Raw genomic sequence first — 17809 nt, 5'->3', positions numbered from 1 at the left:
GCCCTGATGCGGCCCCTTACTGCCCCATGGCGGGGGACAACACCGGCTGCGTCAGGTTGTCGTCGGGGTCGGGCCCGTGGCTGTGCGGGGCGGGCACGCCGCCCACGGGCGGGGCGTTGTGCAGACCGGAATACTGGAGCGGATCAACCCCGAAGACCTGATTGGGCGCGGGCAGGCTGGCAGCGTCCCATCCCCCGCCACATCCACGGATCAGGCCGATCTGCGCCTGCAGGTAACGGGTCTGGATTTCGGCCTGCTGTATGCGGGCGTCCAGCGTGCTGACCTGCGCGATCAGGACGTCAAGGTACGTGGCAAGCCCGCCCTTGTACAGGTTCATGGTAATGTCCTGTGTCTCGCTTGCGGCGCCGACGGCGGCGCGCAGGCGGCCATTTTCCCCATCCAGCCGGTTGGTGCGCGACAGCCCGTCCTCCACATCGCGAAAGGCGTTGAGAATGGTGACACGGTAATGGTCGCGGGTTTCACGGTAGGCGGACCAGCTTTGCTGCAGCTGCGCGCGGCGCAGCCCGCCTTCAAACACCGGCATGGTCACGGTCGCGCCATACGACCACATGGAATTGGCAAGGTTGGCGAGGTTGAAGCCATTGTCATCAAACCCCCCGTTCATCTGGAACGACACATGCGGGTAGAACGCGGCGCGCGCTATGCCGATGGCCCGGTTGGCCTGCGCCATCTGGCGTTCGGCAATGGCAATGTCGGGCCTGCGCTGCAGCAGGGCCGACGGCAGGGGCGCGTGCAGCGCGAAACGGGTGGCGTTGAGGTGCGGGTCCGCCGCGATGTGGAACGACGACGGGGCGACGTTGACCAGAACGGCCACCGCATGTTCCATCACCTCGCGCTGGGCCTGGATGTCCAGCAGGCGGGCCTGCGTGGTGTACAGCTGGTTCTGCGCGCGCGCCACATCCAGCCGTGACGCCGCCTGGTCCACCAGCCGTGTCTGGGTCACGCGCAGGGAGTCCTGGTAATACCGGATCGACTGCGTATAGATCGCCGCCTGAGCATCCAGCCCGCGCAGGGTGAAATAGTCACTGGCCAGTTCGGCCTGCAGGCTCAGCCGTGCCGCGGCGTATTCCGCCGCCTGTTCCTGCGCATAGTCTTTCTGCAACCGCACCCGGTTGCGGATGGCGGACCAGAAATCCGGTTCCCACGATGCCATGCCGCCATAGAATTCGTCGGAATCCGTAATCGGCCCCTTGTAGCGGAACAGCCGCTCGGCCGAACTTTTGTTGTTGCTGCCGCCAAAGGCCACGCCAAAATGCGGCAGCAGGTCGGCCCGTGCCTCGCTTACGATCGCGCGTGCCTGCAGGAAGCGTTCGCTGGCGGCCTGCAGGTCGCCGTTATGGGCCATGGCGGTGGTTTCCAGCATGTCAAGCTGCGGGTCGGCAAAGCTTTCCCACCACTGCGCGGAAATGGCGTCATCCATGGGACGGGCCACGCCAAACGGGGCCTGCCCCTGCCATGTGGCGGGAATGATGTAGTTCGGCGCATGATAGGCCGGGGCCAGGTCGCATCCCGCCAGTGACAGCAGCGACATGGCGCATGCGCCCCCCATGCCGGCGGCGCGGCGGATGGTGTGTGCCATCATTCATCGTCCTTTTCATCGGTATCGCTGCTGTAGCCGGCCACGGGCTGGACCACGCGCACGCTCTCGCCATCCAGCAGGTCGGCAGGCGGGTTGTCGATGATCCGGTCATCGGGGGATATGCCCGACAGCACCTGCGTCGCCCCGTCGCCCATGCGGCCCACGGTAATATCGTGGAAATGTGCATGGTTCTGCCCATCCACCACGGCCACCTGCATGCCGTGTTCCTGAAATACCAGCGCGCCGGTGGGAATGGTCTGGTGGGCGGCCTGTTCAGGCGCGGTCAGGGTGACGGCGGCAAAGGTGCCGGGCCACAGGGCATGGTCGGTGTTGTCGATCACGAACTCGCTCACGCTGGTGCGGGTGTCGGGGTCGTAGCCGCCCGATACGGTCAGGAACTTCGCCTCGAACCGGCGGTCGGGGAACTGCGGCACCTGCACGCTGGCCTGCAGCCCGGGCTGCAGGATGTAGGACATGTTTTCAGGGATCGAGACGAACAGCCGCATCTGGTGCGTATCCGCCACGCTGAACAGTTCACTGGCCGCCCCCGTGGCGTTCAGGTTGCCGCCGCCTTCGTGCACGTAGTCGCCCACGTTGATGTCGCGCTGCGTCACCACGCCGTCAAACGGGGCGACAATGATCTTGAAACGTTCAAGGGCGGCATAACGGTCAAGGTTATGCCGCGCGGCCTCCAGGTCGGCAGCGGCGGATTTCTCGTTCGCGTCCTGCACGGATACGGACTGCCCCGACACCGCCTGCGACTTGCCCATCAGCCGCCAGCGCTGGGCCGTCACCACCGCAAGGTCGTATTTCGCCTGTGACGACTGAAGGTCGGCCTGCGCCTGCGCGAACTGCGCATCAAGGCCGGGGGTGTTGATTTCGGCCAGCACGTCGCCCGCGGCCACCCGTGCGCCGTAATCCTTGTACCACATGCGCACGTAACCGGACGCCTGCGGGTAGATGGGGGCCTGGTACCACGCATCGATCGTGCCAGGCAGGTCGAGGCTGACATGACGTGCCTCGCGCCGGGGCGAGATGACCATGACATCGGGTACGGAGGCGACAGCGGCCTCCCGCCGCAGGGCGGCTGCATGCTGCACGCGCCCGACCAGCAGGTAACCGCACCACCCCACGACAACGGCGGCACCGGCCAGCATGACGACTTTTCGGTTTTTCTGGGTGGACATCAGTTCATTTCCTCCCGGATGCGGGATGGACGGTTGTGCAGGATTGCGTAAACACACGGCACGAACAGAAGCGTGGACACGGTGGCCACCAGCAGCCCGCCAATGACGGCGCGGCCCAAGGGCGCGTTCTGGGAATTGCTCATGGCCATGGGCACCATGCCGATCACCATGGCCAGCGCGGTCATCAGCACCGGGCGGATGCGGCCGTAGCCTGCCTCCAGCGCGGCGCGCAGGGCATCACCATGTTCCTCGATCCGTTCACGGGCAAAGGACACCACAAGGATGGAATTGGCCGTGGCCGTGCCCATGCACATGATCGCCCCGGTCAGCGCCGGCACCGACAGCCGCGTATGCGTCAGGAACAGCGCCCACGCGATCCCCGCCAGTGCGCCAGGCAATGCGGTGATGATGATGAACGGGTCCAGCCACGACTGGAAATTGACCACGATCAGCAGGTAGATCAGCAGCACCGACACCACCAGCCCGAACACCAGTTCGACATAGGCATGGCGCATGGTTTCGGTCTGGCCGCGCACCACCACGGCGGCGGTGGAGGGCACCCTGTCATGTGTCTGGTCCAGAACGTGCTGCACGCCGGTCGTGACCTGCCCCAGATCCGCGCCCTCGGCCGAGACATAGATGTCCACTTCCGGCATGGAATTGAAGTGCGAGACCTGCCCCGGCGTGCCGGTGGCGCTGACATTGCTGATACCACCCAGCAGCTGCATATGCCGTCCCTGCGGGTCGCCATCGCCCTTGTCCACCGGAATGGTCATGAGGTTGTTGAAATGCGTCAGCTGATCCTGTGACACATACACATTCAGCGGGAAGGTAATGCCCGTGGCCGGATCCAGCCAGTATTGCGGGTCCACCGTCTGGCTGCCCGACAGGGTCATGAGTTCGTTATTGGCCAGGTCGGCTTCCGTCATGCCGGTGGCCTGCCCGAAGGTGCGGTTGCCCTGCACGAACAGTGTCGGCGTTTTCATGGTCTGCTGGATCACCACATCGGCGGCACCGGGGACTGCGCGCAGGCGGTTTACCAGCAGGCGGGCATAATCGTAATTGTCACGCAGGTCCGGCCCGGAAATCTGGATGTCGATGGGTGAAGGCGACCCGAAATTCAGGATCTTTGCCGTAAGGTCCGCAGGCTGGAAGGTGAACACCGTGCCGGGAAACCGTGCCGACAGGTCATGACGCAGGATGGTGCGGTCATTCCATACGGGTGTTTCCTCATCCTTCAGCGCAATGGTGATGTCACAGTCCTGCGTGCCGATGGTGGGGGTGGGAATGAAGGCCTGGTTATGCGCCCCTTCGGGCAGGCCGCAGTTTTCGATCATGCTTTCCACCTTGCCGGGGAACAGCTGGTTGATCCGGTCTTCCACCAGTGACGCCTCGCGCCCTGCCACTTCAATGCGGGTGCCCAGCGGGGCGCGCATGTGCATCTGGATGGTGCCGGATTTGGTTTCAGGGAAGAAATCGCGCCCCGCGACGAGGTACAGCCCCAGCGAGCAGACCGAGACGCCAAGGAACACGGCAACAAAGCGCCTGCGCCCTGCAATCGCGCGTTCCAGCACGCCCGCGTACCCTTCACGGAAATTGTTGAACCCGCGTTCGAACGCCTGCTGGAAGCGTTCGGGCAGGCGCCGGGGGTATTGCAGGTTATGGACCTGCGGCTGGCAGTGGTGGGAATCCCCATGCCCCGCCACGCTGTGACCGGCCAGCAGGTATTTGGCCATGGTCGGCACCAGCGTGCGCGACAGGATGAAGGACGCGATCATGGCGAAGATGATGGCTTCGGCCATGGGCATGAACAGCCAGCCTGCAACCCCGCTCAGGCCAAACAGCGGCAGCCAGACAATGCAGATGCAGGTGGTGGCGACAAAGGTGGGAATGACGATCTGGTTCGCCGCGTCAATGATCGCGGGTTCCAGCGTCTTGCCCATTTCCAGATGCGCGTCGATGTTCTCGATCATCACCGTGGCGTCATCCACCAGTATGCCTACCGCCAGCGCCAGACCGCCCAGCGTCATGACGTTGATCGTCTGCCCCGCCCAGTGCAGGCCGGTGATCGCGCACAGGATCGCCAGCGGGATGGAGGTGGCGATGATGACCGTCGGCCGCCACGACCCCAGGAACAGCAGTACCACCATGCCGGTCAGGGCGGCCGCCGTCAGCATTTCGCGCACGACGTCGAAAATGGAATCCTTAACGAAGACAGAGGCATCGCCCAGTATGCTGACCTTCACATCCGGCGGCAGCAGTCTCTGTATGCGCGGCAGCAGCGCCTTGGCCCCGGCCACGACATCCAGCGTCGAGGCGTCGCCGCTTTTCATCACGACGATTTCCACCCCCTGCTTGCCCTTTACCAGCACGAGGTTGGTCTGCGGGTGGCCGCCGCGATAGACCTCCGCCACGTCATGGACATAGATCACGGCATTGCCCACGCGCTTGACGGGAATATCACCCAGTTCCTTCATGGAACGCGGGGTGGCGTTGGTCTGCACCATCCAGTCGGTGGCCGAGATTTTCTGGTCGCCCGCGGGCAGCACGATATTCTGCCCGCGCAGGGCGTTCTGCACGTCCATGGCCGACAGGTGGTGCGCCTGAAGCTGCTGCTGGTTCAGCGCCACCATGACAAAACTGTCCATGCCGCCATAGGCCTGCGGCACCACCGCGCCCGGAACGGTCACCAGCAACGGGCGCACGCGGATCATCGCCAGCTTGAACAGGTCCGATGGCGTCTGCTTGTCGGACGTAACCTGAAGTGTGAGCACCGGCACGGAGGAGGCGTCGAGGCTCATCACCATGGGTGACGGGATGTTTTCGGGCAGCTGTTTGATGACCGTCTGTGAAATGGCGGTCACTTCCGCTTCCGCCTTGCCAATATCGGTGCCGGGCTGGAAGTATATGTTGACGATGCCGCGCCCGTAATACGAACTGCTTTCCATATGTTCGATGCCCTCGACGGTCGAGGTCACCATCAGTTCGTAATTGTATATGATACGTCCCGCGAATTCCTCCGGCAGCATGCCGCCATAGGTCCAGACAACGGATACGACCGGAATTTTTATGTTGGGGAACACATCCGTCGGCGTGCGCAATACCGACATGATGCCAAAGACCACAATAAGGATCGACAGCACCACGAAGGTATAGGGCCGACGTAGTGCGGTCACTACGATGGCGTTCATGGGGTGGATCATTCCCTGTATTACGAATAACCGCGCAGCACTACGGGAATGCCCCACAGTATTGGCATGCGGTTTTTATTGCATTGATCGGTTTTTACGGTCCCACGCGCGCGTGGGACGGAACTAGGGCCTGCGGGTCATGTTGGGCGTGACGGGCATGGGGCAGCACTCCGGCGGGATCGGTAACGGGCGGGCCGGCATGGGGTCATGCGGCATCTGCCTGAAACGACAGATACAGTGTTTTTTTACAAACTATGAACAGATAAGACTTAAAATAATATTCATGACATGGAGTATTCGTTATTATTTCCAATATTTTATGAAGTATAGTTTATAAACTTCGGAACCGGATAAATAAAAAATACGTTAACAGGGAACCTTTCCACATGTCAGCCGACACCTGCCGCGCAGGCATGCCCCACTGTCCGGGACCGGAAAACTGCCGTCTGGAAGGGACGCCCGGACGGCATCGGGCAGTCATGTTTCAAAAACCGTCCCGAAGCGCCGCCTGTCCGGAGAAGTGGCGACACAAAAAACAATTTTTATCAATGAGTTGTTTCATGTCATTCCTGAAGCGCAGTACATGTTTCCGGGCACCTGCCGTGGCTTTCCGCCATCAGTTGCGGGATCTGCACGGTGTTGCATAACCGGCCTGCCTGTGCGCGCATGACACATGCATGGCAAGGGCAACCGCGTGGCCCGGACGGGTCGCGACAGCCGCGACAGCACGCCCACGCGTGATCCGGCCCCAAAACGGTGCCTGTGGCCGTGGGCAACACTCTGTCATATTGCCTGCAACTGTTCCGGCCTGCGTGGCGTTTACCGTTTCCCTTTCCAACAGGTGCCCCATGCCGCCTGCCCGCCCCCCCGTCGTGGCGATCCCGGTGCGAAACGAAGCACAGCGTATTGGTCCCTGCCTGCGTGCCCTTGCCGCGCAGCAGGGGGCCTGTCCGGGCCATGTGGTCCTGCTGCTCAACAACTGTACCGATGATACGCGTGGCGCGGTCCGCGCCCTTGCCACGTCCCTGCCCTTCGGCGTGATCGTGGCCGAACGCAGCTATGCCCCGCCCGTGGCCCATGCGGGTACGGCCCGGCGTGCGGCCATGCAGATTGCCGCGGCCCTGGCCGAACCGGACGGCATCGTGCTGACAACCGATGCCGATGGCCGCGTCGCGCCCGACTGGCTGGCCAATACCCTTGCGGCGTTTGACGCGGGTGCCGATGCGGTCTGTGGCCGCGCCCTGATCGACCCGGCAGACGCACGGATCATTCCCGCGCACCTGCATGATGATGACCGGATGGAAACCGCCTATGCCACCATGCTGGACCGTATCCATGACCTGAGCGATCCCGACCCGCATGATCCATGGCCACGCCATACGGAACATTCCGGCGCCAGCATTGCCGTGCGCGTGGCCGCATGGCGGCGCGCCGGGGGTATCCCTGCCCTGCCGCTGGGTGAAGATCGCGGGTTCATCCGCGCCCTGCGGCAGGTGGATGCCACGATCCGCCATGCGCCCGATGTCATGGTCAGCGTTTCGGGCCGCATTGACGGGCGGGCGCGTGGCGGCATGGCCGATACCATGGCGCGGCGCATGGTGCGGCAGGACGAGATGCTGGATGACAGCCTTGAACCCCCACGCACCTGCCTGCGGCGCGCGCGGGCGCGGGCGGCACTGCGCGGGTTGCGGGGCCTGCCACCGGGGGGCGATGCGTGGCATGACGCGGCGGACGGGCTTGCGGCCCTGCTGCGCCTGCCGGTCGCCACCGTGGCGCATATGGCGCGTGGCCGGTTCATGGGCATGGCATGGGACAGGCTGGAGACGCTCAGCCCGGAACTGCGGCGCATGCCCGTCCGGCGGGCTGACCTGCCCATGTACATTGATGAGGCGCGGCGGATCGTGCGCGGCCTGCTGGCCACGCCGTCGTGCGCATTGCCTTACGTCGGGTCCGTTACCGGGGGCGCGCTATCCGGTCCGTTGACGACATCCAGCCGGTAGCGCGGGTACCGCCGTGCATGGGTCACATGCAGCCCGCCGGCGCGGCAGGCGTTTATGAAATGGCGGGCGGCCTCATCCCCGGTGCAGGGCGTATCGGTTGGCCCGGTCCAGTTGACCAGTACGATCGGGGCGCCTGCCTGCCGCACCCGCAGGCAGTGGGCGGCAAGGCGGCGGATGTCACGGCGGGAAAGGAAATACAGCATTTCCGATACCACGATCAGGTCGCACGCCCGCGCGGGCAGCGGCGGGAACCCGTCCGGCACCTGCCCCCGGTAAAACGATACCCCATTCAGCCCCGCGCAGCGGCGGCGCGCGCGTTCCAGCGCGGCCTCGGCCACGTCCACCGCCAGCACCCGTTCACACCGCCGCGCCAGTCGCGCCGTCATCATGCCGATCGAACACCCCAGTTCCAGCGCGAAGCTGAAATGCCTGCCCGACAGCACCGCCAGCGTCTGGCGGTATTTGTCATGTTCATACGCCCGTGTTCCCACGCCCCACGGGTCGGGGCGACGTCTGTGCAGGCGTTCGAAAACTGTCCGTGACCAGCTTGGGGGGCTCATGGCTGGACAAAGACCTCGTAATCCGTCACCAGCGCGTCCAGCAGGCGGTCAGGCAGGTGGAACCCGTCCGGGTCATCGGTAATCAGGCCGCCGTACTGGCTTTCATGCATGCCGATCGCCCGGGCCTTGGTCGCGCGGTGGGCGGTAATGTCCAGCCGCAGGCCCCGTGGCGGGGCGTGGTCCAGATCCATCTCATCAGGCAGCAGCCATCCCCATACGGGATAGGCCAGCAGCGTTGCGCCACACAGGCGCTGCACCGCCACACCCATTTTCCATGCCGCTTCATGATCGCAATGCGGGTCCGCCCGCCATGGCACAAGCAGCGTGGTGCAGCCCCGTGCCGTGGCCAGATGGGCCAGTCGCGTCGCCATATCCGCAAACACCGGCCCGTCATGCGGGGCGGCGGCATCGGGCAGGCCAAGGAAAACCAGCCGGTCGGGCGGCAGGCCAAGGCAGGCCACCGCATTGCGGGCTTCCTGCTGGCGCTTTGCCCGCAACCGGGGGGCGGGCCACTGGCGCGAATTGGGGTGGGATGCTGCTCCATCGGTCATGATGACGACAACGGGCGGCATGCCCGCGGCACAGCAGGCGGCGATCAGCCCCCCGCAGCCCAGGCTTTCATCATCGGGGTGCGGGGCAAGGACCATTACGGTGCCCGGCGCAATGGCCGAAAGCGGGGCAAGCGGCAGCTCGCGCAGGGCGGCATGCATGGTGGCGGCCTTCATGGCCGGACGTCCGGCTGGGGCAGGTCGCGGTGGGTGAACCAGGCGGCGGCTTCGCACAATGTCTCGTCCGGGGCGGGCTGGCGCAGGTAGGTGGCAAGATCGCGCACCAGCCGCTCGACCACGTTGCCACGCACGAAGGCGGACAGCCCCAGCCCACGTTCGACCAGTTCGATCACCTCCAGTCCCGCGCGTTCCACCGCCAGACGCCCAAGGTTGACGGTGGCGGCAATGTCGCCTGCATCCACCTGGTCCTGCCCGCTGGCCATCCGGGCGGCGCGGCGGGTCCATAGCAGGGCGGTTTCCGCCGCGATCAGGGCCCGGCCAATACGGGCCTGCTGCGCGGGGGCCGCCGCCCGGCCACGCGTGGCAAGCTGGCTGCGCAGAAGCGCGCTCAGCCGTTCGATACCGCCCAGCGCCACGGCCATGCCCCGCCATGCCCCGGCCGAGAATTCGGGCTGGCGCAGGTAATCCCCCGGCTGCCCCACCATGGCGGCCGGCAGCACGGCCATGCCGGTCAGGTCGCACTGTCCCGTGCCCGCCCCACGCATGCCCGCAAGGCCCGCGCCCCCGGCCTGCACGGTGCGGCCTTCATCCAGCGCCACCAGCAGCATCCGGGTCGTATCCCGTTCCGCCCGTGCGGTGACAAGCGCATGGGTCGCCTGCCGCGCGGCCGAGGCAAAGGCCTTCCCCCCATGCAGCATCAGCCCGCCCGCGGCCTGTTCCATACGCAGCGGGGTCGCGCCATCGGTTACCCACAGGCCGTACAGCGCGTCGTCATGCACATCCTGCGCAATGCGGGCCACCTGCGCGGACGTGCCGTACAGGCAGACCAGGCGGATGGCGTTGACATGCCCGTCCACCACGCGGCCAAGCGCCATGCTGCCCTGGCCCACCAGCCGCAGCATGTGCAGCAGGCCCGCCGCCCCGTGCGGTTCCGTGCCAAGGCCCAGCCCGCCATGCACGCGCGGCAGCGCCGCCGCCAGCACCCCCAGCTGCCGCAGGCGTTGCAGCCCCGCGGCCGGAAAGGTTGCCTGCGCGTCGCCCGCGCTGGCTTCCGCTTCCAGTTCCGCGCGGCAGGCGGCCAGTGCTTCGAAGGGAAAGGTCATGGCGGCTGGGCCCCTTTACGTACGGCAGGCGCGCGCAGACCGCGCCCTGCCCCTGCTGGCACAAACAGCGCCGGTGTCGGGTTGGTTCCCTGCCCATGCCGCCGGTCATGCCCTGTCAGGTTCCGGGCGGGGGCTGCGGCGTGCAGCCATGCGCTTTTCAGGGCCGCGTGTGTATGTCAGGCTCCTGCCCGGCCGGGCGGGCGTCGTTCGCCCGGCGCGCCATCATGGAAGGCCATTGCAATGAAGCTGTATTATACGCCGGGCGCCTGTTCGCTGGCAGCCCACATCATCCTGAATGAAACCGGGCTGCCCCACACGCTTGAACGGGTGGACCTGAAGGCCAAGACAACCGCCAGCGGCGCGGATTACCTGAAGATCAACCCGCGTGGCGCGGTGCCTGCGCTGGAAATCGCGCCGGGCGAGGTACTGACGCAGAATGTCGCGGTGCTGACCTATATCGGGTTGCAGGCCGGTAATGTCGCCATGCACCCGTCCCCGGACTCGGTGGCGTTTTTTCGCCTGCTCGAAGCCATCGGATTCTGCGAGGACGTGCACGGCGCATTCGGCGCGCTGTTCGCCCCCGGCCTGCCGGATGTGACGCGCGACCATCTGCTGAATACGCTGATCCCGCGCCGCCTGGGACAGGTTGAGGCCATGCTGGCGGCCTGCGGCAACGGGCACCTGCTGCCCGAAGGCTTCACGCAGGCGGATGCGCTGATGGCCGTGATCCTGAGCTGGGCTGCCCCGCTGCAGGTGGACCTGTCGGCCTATCCCCGCGCCTGCGCCCTGCGTGATGCGGTGTTCGCCCGCCCGGCAGCGCAGAAGGCCCGTAGCGAGGAAGGTCTGGACTGACCCGCGGCGTGGCCTGTCCCGGTTTTCGCGTGCCCGTTCCCGCCATGGCCTGTGGACGAAAGGCTGGTATCCGCGTTGCGGGTAACGGGGCGTGCCCGATTACGCTATGGATGGGTATGCAAGATCGGGCCTGATGCCCCTTTCAGGTCACTGTGCAAGGATGATGACAATGGACAACCCGCTGCAGACCACCCCCGAGACACAGGCGCGCATCGCCGCCAAGGCAAAGGAAATGTGGGAAGCCGATGGCAGGCCGGGCTGCGGGCCGGATGCGTACAAGGAAGCGGCGTCGGAGCTGATCGGGATGGAAAGCAACCCCGACGCGGGGCAGATTCCCGTGGACTCTCCCGTGCCGCTTGATGAAAACGGCCAGCCGGTCGAGGAAGCCTTCCTTGAGGAAAACCTTGGCAATTCCGGCGGCAGCATGAACGAACTTGATGACAGGCAGGAAGTACCCTTCGCCACGCGGCAGGAAGAAGAAGACGCGCTGAAAAACCAGTAACGGCCTGTTCTGACGTCGCGTATTCACGCCGGTACCGCCGGTTCCGGGGCGCCGCCTGTTTCAGTCGGGGCGGCGGCGTCCCCCTGCAATGCCGCGGGACAGTCGCCATTGCCGGGCCACATGTTTCGCATGAATGTGGTGGATACGATGCGGGCGGCGTGAAGGCCGGCGTACGTTGCCGGTTCCCGCGCGGCAGCATATCGGACACGCCATGCGGTTCATCCCGCACGCAACCGGGACGGGGCCACGCTCGGCCTGAAAAGCCCGCCCGGGTAATAGCGGTCGACCGTACGAAGTATATGGTGAAAATTCTTTTCGAAAAGCGTCAGGTATCATCGCCTTTATTGACAGAAGGCAGCGCCTGAAGGTGTTTATTATTTCAGATCATGTAATGTCCGGTCATGCTGGTCGGCCCGCGTGTGGCGCGGTGCCGGATAAGGCTGTCACACGCCGGAGGGCATGCGCGCCAGATGATGGTGCGGCCGCAGTGCGCGCCCATCTCCGTTCATGATGTTTTCCGGTCGGAACAAAAGTAATGATGCAGTGCAATAACGGCGCGCCGTGTATTTCCGCCCGCCTGCCATGACTGCAGCGGGCACGACAGCACATTTACCGCCACATGGCACGGGACGTGCGCCATGTGATCGGGAATTATAAAGTATAAGGTCGTAATTATATTATGGAACCGACGGGTTTTTTAATAATCATGAAGTATGATCCATCTCTTATTATTTTGTTTGTTCGATACGCAACCGTGGACGCGATGTGCCGTTGATCTTCCCACAGCGCGCAGTTCCGGGGTCGCTTCCACTGGCACATCCGTCATGGAACCATGGAAAAACAAGGACCCCGCGTAGCCGCTGTGATATGAAAAGGTGAGGATCATGAGTTATCATATCTCCCTGCACACACGCACAAGCCTGCCCACTCTGGCCCCGGCCGACAGCCGTGGCGGCGGCGGTGCGGCCCACAACCCCGGCAACTTCGCCAACGACCCCGCCCGCGCGGCCGAAGCCGGCCACAAGGGCGGGCAGCACAGTTCCGGCAATTTCGCCAATGACCCGGCCCGCGCGGCGGAAGCCGGGCGCAAGGGCGGACAGCACAGCCATGGCGGCACCGGGCACACGTCGGAAAAAACGGCGGCGTCCGGCACCCAGAAGGGCACGCAGCATGGCGCGGGCAATTTTGCCGACAATCCCGAACGTGCGGCGGAAGCCGGACGCAAGGGCGGCCTGCACAGTCATGGCAAGTCGTAAGTAGAACGGGTGGGCGGAACCTGCAGCCGGGTTCCGCCTGACCTGCCGATACCATCGGATGTCGCCATCGTCGGGCGATGTCCATGACACGTATGGAGAAGTTCCATGTCAGCATCCATGACAAACGATTCCACGACGAATAATACAACCATATCCCCTGAAATGACCGGCAGGCATGACCTGATTTCCTCGGACCAGGTGGAGGGCACGTCCGTGTACTCCCCGTCGGGGGAAAAACTGGGCACGGTCAAGTATTTCATGGTCGACAAGAATTCGGGCGATGTCGCCTATGTCGTCATGAGCTTTGGCGGCTTTCTGGGCATGGGCAACAGTTACCACCCGCTGCCGTGGAAGGCGCTGCATTACGACAGGGAACGCGGCGGGTATATCGTGTCCCTGACGCGTGAACAGCTTGAAGCCGCCCCCGCCTATGCCGAGGACATGTCCCCCGACTGGACCAACAGCCGTTACGGCAGTCAGGTCGATACCTATTACGGCGGCCTGCCCGGCATGTAGGCCGGCCGCAGGCCGGACGGGACGCAACTGCAGGTATGGGCCCGGCCCGGCCTGCAGTCTGCGTTTTTCCGCTTTTGGCATGAACTGGAAAAGACAACCGGGAGCCCGGCATGATGGACGGACATGACGGCGGCTTTCCGCCGCAGCAGCAGGCCCCACCGGGGCAAACCCGGGACATGCATCCCCGCCCCGACCATGGCGAGACCAGCTATCGCGGGTCCGGCCGGCTTGCGGGGCGCAGGGCGCTGGTTACAGGTGGGGATTCCGGCATCGGGCGCGCGGTGGCCATAGCCTTCGCACGCGAGGGGGCCGATGTCGCCATTGCCTATTACAATGAACATGACGATGCGCGGCAGACCGCAACATGGGTGGAAAAGGCAGGCCGGAAGACGTTGCTGCTGCCCGGTGACGTAGCCGACAGGGCGCATTGCACGGACCTGATCGCGCGTACGGTCAAAACGCTGGGCGGGATTGACATCCTGGTCAATAACGCAGGGCACCAGAAAAGCATCGACCGGCTGGAAGATATTGAGGAGGAGGAGTGGGACCGGACGTTCCGCACCAACATCTACAGCATGTTCTTCCTGTCGCAGGCCGCCGTGGTGCATATGGCGGCGGGGGCCGCGATCATCAATACAACGTCGATCAACGCGACATCGCCCTCGCCGCACCTGCTGGCCTATGCCACGACCAAGGGGGCGATCGCCAATTTCACCGTGGGGCTGGGTGACATGCTGGCCGCGCGCGGGATCCGGGTCAATGCCGTGGCCCCCGGCCCGATCTGGACACCGCTGATCCCGGCGACCATGCCGCCGGAACACATAATGGAATTCGGCCGCAACACGCCCATGGGCCGCGCGGGACAACCGGCGGAAGTCGCCCCCGCCTATGTCTTTCTGGCATCGGATGAAAGCAGTTACATCACCGCCGCCATCATTCCCGTAACCGGCGGTCGCTCCATGCTGTAACGGATTACCTGAACCAACCGGCCGGACCATATCAGCCGGTCAGGGGCAGGATTCGGGAATATCGTCTTTATTGCAGACGGCGATACCCGCAATCCTGTCTCCCGCCCTGATCCGCCTGCCGTTTTCAGACAGTCCTCACGCACCTGCCGGGCCGAAGGCGGATCGGGTCAGGCCGATTGCGGGACGATGCTGATCATGTCCGCCACATCCGGTTCACGCACCGGCGGCAGGGTCATGACCTGATCGGGAAGGGCGACGCGGGCGGGCGGCATGGGGTCCAGTTTCTGTGGCTGTCCGGTCAGCAGTGCGCGTTCCACTGCCGCCAGCACGCGGACGTCGCGCAATCCTTCCTCCCCATCCGGTTCAGGGTCGCGGTCATGCAGGATACAGTCGGAAAAATAGGCGATTTCCCCGCCAAACTGTTCCACCGGGTCATGGCGGTGCGTTTCCTTCCGGCCATCTATGGTGGTGGTGTAGGTGATGCCGACATCGGGGCCGAACATATAGCACGGCCCGGCGGTGACGCTGCCCCTGTCACCCACCAGCGAGAAATTCTCGACCGGCGCGCAGGCGTAACTGACAAGGAAATGGGCCATCCGCCCTTCGGCAAAGCGCAGGGTGACGGATACCGTATCATCAAAATTGAACCCCCGCCCCGGCGTTTTGGTGCCCACGGCGTGGACCTCCAGCGGTTCGCGGGCAAACAGGTTGCGCACCGCGTTCAGCGGATAGGTGCCCATGTCGGGCACCGGGCCGGACCAGTAACCGCTATGGCCGCGATGGTTGGCTTCGGCAAAGTTCTGTCCGAACATGGAATCAAAGGCGATCAGGTGCCCGAAATCCCCATTGCGACAGCGTGAAATCAGGTCAACCGTGCCCGGTTCGCAATGCAGGCGGTAGGCGACCATAAGCTTGCCGCCGCCACGTTTCTGTGCATCCAGAATGGCTTCGCAGTCCTCAACGCTGGTCGCCATGGGTTTTTCCACCAGCAGGTGCAGCCCCGCCTCCAGCACGGGCACGGCGTACTGCCGGTGCAGCGCGTTGGGGGTTGCCAGATAGACCGCGTCGATATGCCCCGAATGCAGCAGGGTCGGCAGGTCATCATAATGGCAGGCGGGAATATCGTACCGTGCTGCCAGCCTGCGGGCCTTTTCCGGGTCGCCCGTCACCAGCGCGGACAGCACGGAATTGCCTGCCCGCGCCATGCCGGGCATGAAGGCCTGCTGGGAAATCTGGCCGCCGCCGATCACGGCGTAACGAATTTTCCTGGCGTTGATATCCGGTGTCATGTCGTGCCTCCGGTCGGTTGTCGCACTGCCGGGTGAACGTCGCCCCCCTGCATGGGTTGCGACGGATATGGCGGCATGGATGGACGGACCGGGCCGTTTTCGTGCGGCGGGGAATGAATATAAAATAAAACCGGAAATAATGACGGGCGTTACAAAGAAACGCCGCATGCCGCGACGTGACCGGACAAGGATCAGGACAATGATCGCACGACCCCTTCATATCGCGTCACTTCTGGCCCTTGGGCTATGTATGGGAACAGCGGCCCACGCGCAGGGCAACACGCCGCCCAGAATGCCCGTCGAGACCATGCCCCGGGACGGGGGCACCTCCACCTCCCACACACCGGACAGCGCATGCAGGACGCAGGACACCGCGCATGGCCATTCCCACCCCTGCCCGCGCAAGGACCCCAGCAACCCGGACATTCCCGGCACGCGTGGTGGCGGGGCCGCTCCGTCATCCTCGTCCACGCCGCCCACGGGTAATATGGATGAATGAACCGGAACGCGCCGGCGGGTGGATGGCCCCGGTCGCACGTTGCGCGTAAACCCGCGCGGCACACTGTCCCTGCTGGCATAATGACAGCAGCCGGACAAGGCTGGTGCATCCGGGCCATGGCATGCGGCAGTCCGGCCCGGATCGCCATTCCCCATCATGGCGGGGCGTAGCCCACCCTGTTCCCGGCGGCCCGCATCCATTCATGCACGAAAGGCGCACCCTGTCCCGCGCCGTCCCATATGATGGGGCGGGTGGGCAGGATACGCCTTTTTCATTGCGGCTACCCGCTCGGGCATGAATTCATGCTGCGACGGGCAGGCAGACGGGGATGGCCCGGCCGGACCGGTCCCCGCGCGCTGCGTTAGTTGGAACTGCTGCTGTCGCTGTCGTTGTGGCCACCATGGCCACGACCGCCCCAGCCGCCGCCGTTACCACCGCCGTTATGACCTTCACCACGGCCTTCACCGCCGCGCTGTCCCCAGCCGCCACCGTTCTGGCCACCGTTATTCTGGCTGTCACCGTTCTGGCCGCCATGGTTGCCCCAGCCACCGCCGTTACGACCTTCGCGGCCTTCGCCACCGCGCTGTCCCCAGCCGCCGCCGTTCTGGCCACCGTTATTCTGGCTGTCACCGTTCTGGCCGCCACGGTTGCCCCAGCCACCGCCGTTCTGGCCCTCGCGGCTTTCGCCACCACGCTGTCCCCATCCGCCGCCTTCGCCGCCACGGCCACCACGGTGCTCGCCACCCTGGTTCTGGTCGAAGGACTGTGCCTGCGCTGCAAGCGGAAGGGACGCGCCAAGGGCAAGCGCCAGCAGGATTGTACGTTTCATGATGTCTCCTATGGATTGACACCCAAGATATCGGGAAGCGAAGCGGCGATTGATAGGGCCAATATTGTTACAAACAGATTCGGCCTGTCTTACTTCGGACCCGTTTCCGGAAAGCATTCGCAGAACAGGAATAAGTTCCTGTCATTCGTGATATTTCGTGAATATTAGCCCAGAGACCGTCTTAATATCTTAACAGAACCATAACACATGTTCCCGTCGCCCCGAATTCGGCATGGTCGGACGGATTCACAGAATTATCACATTTACAGTCCGCTGTTTTTGTTACTCTGTTCCTGCCCGCGCTTGTGCTGGCTTTTTAAGAGGTTTCCGGATCATGAATACGCAAGCCGTTTCCCCCCAAAAAACCCGTAAAGAGCCGCATGAAGAATGGCGCGAAGCCCTGATCCATGCATGGAAAAACCGTCGCGGCTACGTCCGCACGCATGAAACATCGCCCATCCGCGCTGATGAGGGTTTCATGCCGGATGAAGCCTGAGAGCCCGATCCGAAAGTTTTTGAACAATACCAGTCTGTTGTGATTCATCCGTCTTTACGAAGAGATGGAGTGAATGATGACATGGACTGGTATTGCCCGACGTGAACATAGCCGGGAAGGACTGCGATATCCATCGGATATGATGGACGGGGAATGGGCTTTGATCGTGCCATTTGTGCCCCCTGCGAAACGGGGCGGTCGCCCTCGCACGACGGATATGCGCGAGGTGGTCA

16 protein-coding genes and 1 pseudogene are annotated in these 17809 nt (G+C 64.1%); 9 read left to right on the top strand and 8 right to left on the bottom strand.

Annotation, left to right across the window (positions count from 1 at the left end; all coding sequences use genetic code 11):
• Positions 1 to 16 precede the first annotated feature (16 nt).
• The 3 genes from CFR80_RS06120 to CFR80_RS06110 are packed head-to-tail and all read right to left on the bottom strand — an operon-like array spanning position 17 to position 5978.
• Positions 17 to 1603, bottom strand: a complete 1587-nt coding sequence (locus tag CFR80_RS06120) for an efflux transporter outer membrane subunit (RefSeq protein WP_010514441.1) — start codon at positions 1601 to 1603, stop codon at positions 17 to 19.
• The gene (locus CFR80_RS06115) at positions 1600 to 2787 is read right to left on the bottom strand and encodes an efflux RND transporter periplasmic adaptor subunit (protein WP_010514440.1); all 1188 of its coding nucleotides are present in this window, start codon (positions 2785 to 2787) and stop codon (positions 1600 to 1602) included. Before CFR80_RS06115 ends, CFR80_RS06120 begins: the two co-directional genes overlap by 4 nt.
• Complete coding sequence (locus CFR80_RS06110; RefSeq protein WP_010514439.1) at positions 2787 to 5978, bottom strand: efflux RND transporter permease subunit; 3192 nt, start codon at positions 5976 to 5978, stop codon at positions 2787 to 2789. The genes CFR80_RS06115 and CFR80_RS06110 overlap by 1 nt, the downstream gene beginning before the upstream one ends.
• 848 nt (positions 5979 to 6826) lie before the next feature.
• On the opposite strand from CFR80_RS06110, the gene CFR80_RS06100 reads away from it, so the two are divergent.
• Complete coding sequence (locus CFR80_RS06100) at positions 6827 to 7978, top strand: glycosyltransferase (RefSeq protein ID WP_010514438.1); 1152 nt, start codon at positions 6827 to 6829, stop codon at positions 7976 to 7978.
• On the opposite strand, the gene CFR80_RS06095 is transcribed toward CFR80_RS06100, so the two are convergent.
• From CFR80_RS06095 to CFR80_RS06085, 3 genes are read right to left on the bottom strand one after another with little or no spacing between them, the layout of a single operon-like run.
• On the bottom strand, positions 7918 to 8538 hold the full coding sequence (locus tag CFR80_RS06095) for a class I SAM-dependent methyltransferase (RefSeq protein WP_010514437.1): 621 nt from the start codon (positions 8536 to 8538) through the stop codon (positions 7918 to 7920). The genes CFR80_RS06100 and CFR80_RS06095 overlap by 61 nt on opposite strands.
• On the bottom strand, positions 8535 to 9263 hold the full coding sequence (locus CFR80_RS06090) for a PIG-L deacetylase family protein (RefSeq protein WP_010514435.1): 729 nt from the start codon (positions 9261 to 9263) through the stop codon (positions 8535 to 8537). The genes CFR80_RS06095 and CFR80_RS06090 overlap by 4 nt, the downstream gene beginning before the upstream one ends.
• Positions 9260 to 10369, bottom strand: coding sequence for an acyl-CoA dehydrogenase family protein (locus tag CFR80_RS06085; protein ID WP_110507169.1), 1110 nt, complete (start codon positions 10367 to 10369; stop codon positions 9260 to 9262). The genes CFR80_RS06090 and CFR80_RS06085 overlap by 4 nt, the downstream gene beginning before the upstream one ends.
• Positions 10370 to 10609: 240 nt before the next feature.
• Between CFR80_RS06085 and CFR80_RS06075 the strand changes: the two genes are divergently transcribed.
• From CFR80_RS06075 to CFR80_RS06055, 5 genes are all read left to right on the top strand, one after another.
• The gene (locus CFR80_RS06075; protein ID WP_010514432.1) at positions 10610 to 11221 is read left to right on the top strand and encodes a glutathione S-transferase N-terminal domain-containing protein; all 612 of its coding nucleotides are present in this window, start codon (positions 10610 to 10612) and stop codon (positions 11219 to 11221) included.
• Between the two features lie 169 nt (positions 11222 to 11390).
• Complete coding sequence (locus tag CFR80_RS06070; protein ID WP_010514431.1) at positions 11391 to 11723, top strand: hypothetical protein; 333 nt, start codon at positions 11391 to 11393, stop codon at positions 11721 to 11723.
• 884 nt (positions 11724 to 12607) lie between these two features.
• Positions 12608 to 12979, top strand: coding sequence for a con-10 family general stress protein (locus tag CFR80_RS06065; RefSeq protein WP_010514429.1), 372 nt, complete (start codon positions 12608 to 12610; stop codon positions 12977 to 12979).
• Positions 12980 to 13096: 117 nt separating this feature from the next.
• Positions 13097 to 13495 carry a PRC-barrel domain-containing protein gene (locus CFR80_RS06060; RefSeq protein ID WP_029329475.1) on the top strand — a complete coding sequence of 133 codons (399 nt, stop codon included), beginning with the start codon at positions 13097 to 13099 and terminating at the stop codon, positions 13493 to 13495.
• A gap of 113 nt (positions 13496 to 13608) precedes the next feature.
• Positions 13609 to 14463 (top strand): SDR family oxidoreductase, encoded by an 855-nt coding sequence (locus tag CFR80_RS06055; protein ID WP_373636463.1) that lies wholly within the window; start codon positions 13609 to 13611, stop codon positions 14461 to 14463.
• A gap of 167 nt (positions 14464 to 14630) precedes the next feature.
• Here the strand turns inward: CFR80_RS06055 and CFR80_RS06050 are convergent, their stop codons facing one another.
• Entirely contained in the window at positions 14631 to 15752 is a 1122-nt protein-coding gene (locus tag CFR80_RS06050) for a Gfo/Idh/MocA family protein (protein ID WP_010514426.1), read from the bottom strand.
• A 199-nt stretch (positions 15753 to 15951) separates the two neighbouring features.
• Here CFR80_RS06050 and CFR80_RS06045 point away from each other — a divergent pair, with 199 nt between their 5' ends.
• The gene (locus CFR80_RS06045; protein ID WP_029329473.1) at positions 15952 to 16251 is read left to right on the top strand and encodes a hypothetical protein; all 300 of its coding nucleotides are present in this window, start codon (positions 15952 to 15954) and stop codon (positions 16249 to 16251) included.
• A 361-nt stretch (positions 16252 to 16612) separates the two neighbouring features.
• On the opposite strand, the gene CFR80_RS19225 is transcribed toward CFR80_RS06045, so the two are convergent.
• On the bottom strand, positions 16613 to 17080 hold the full coding sequence (locus tag CFR80_RS19225; RefSeq protein WP_157132917.1) for a hypothetical protein: 468 nt from the start codon (positions 17078 to 17080) through the stop codon (positions 16613 to 16615).
• 334 nt (positions 17081 to 17414) lie between these two features.
• Between CFR80_RS19225 and CFR80_RS19220 the strand changes: the two genes are divergently transcribed.
• A complete protein-coding gene (locus CFR80_RS19220; RefSeq protein ID WP_010514423.1) occupies positions 17415 to 17576 on the top strand; it encodes a hypothetical protein in 162 nt (53 codons plus the stop codon).
• 73 nt (positions 17577 to 17649) lie between these two features.
• Positions 17650 to 17809 (top strand): annotated as a pseudogene (locus CFR80_RS06040) (IS5/IS1182 family transposase); the annotation flags it as partial.

Source organism: Komagataeibacter oboediens, assembly GCF_003207815.1.
In the GTDB taxonomy this organism is placed as follows: domain Bacteria; phylum Pseudomonadota; class Alphaproteobacteria; order Acetobacterales; family Acetobacteraceae; genus Komagataeibacter; species Komagataeibacter oboediens.
This window is presented reverse-complemented; position numbering and strand designations above follow the sequence as displayed.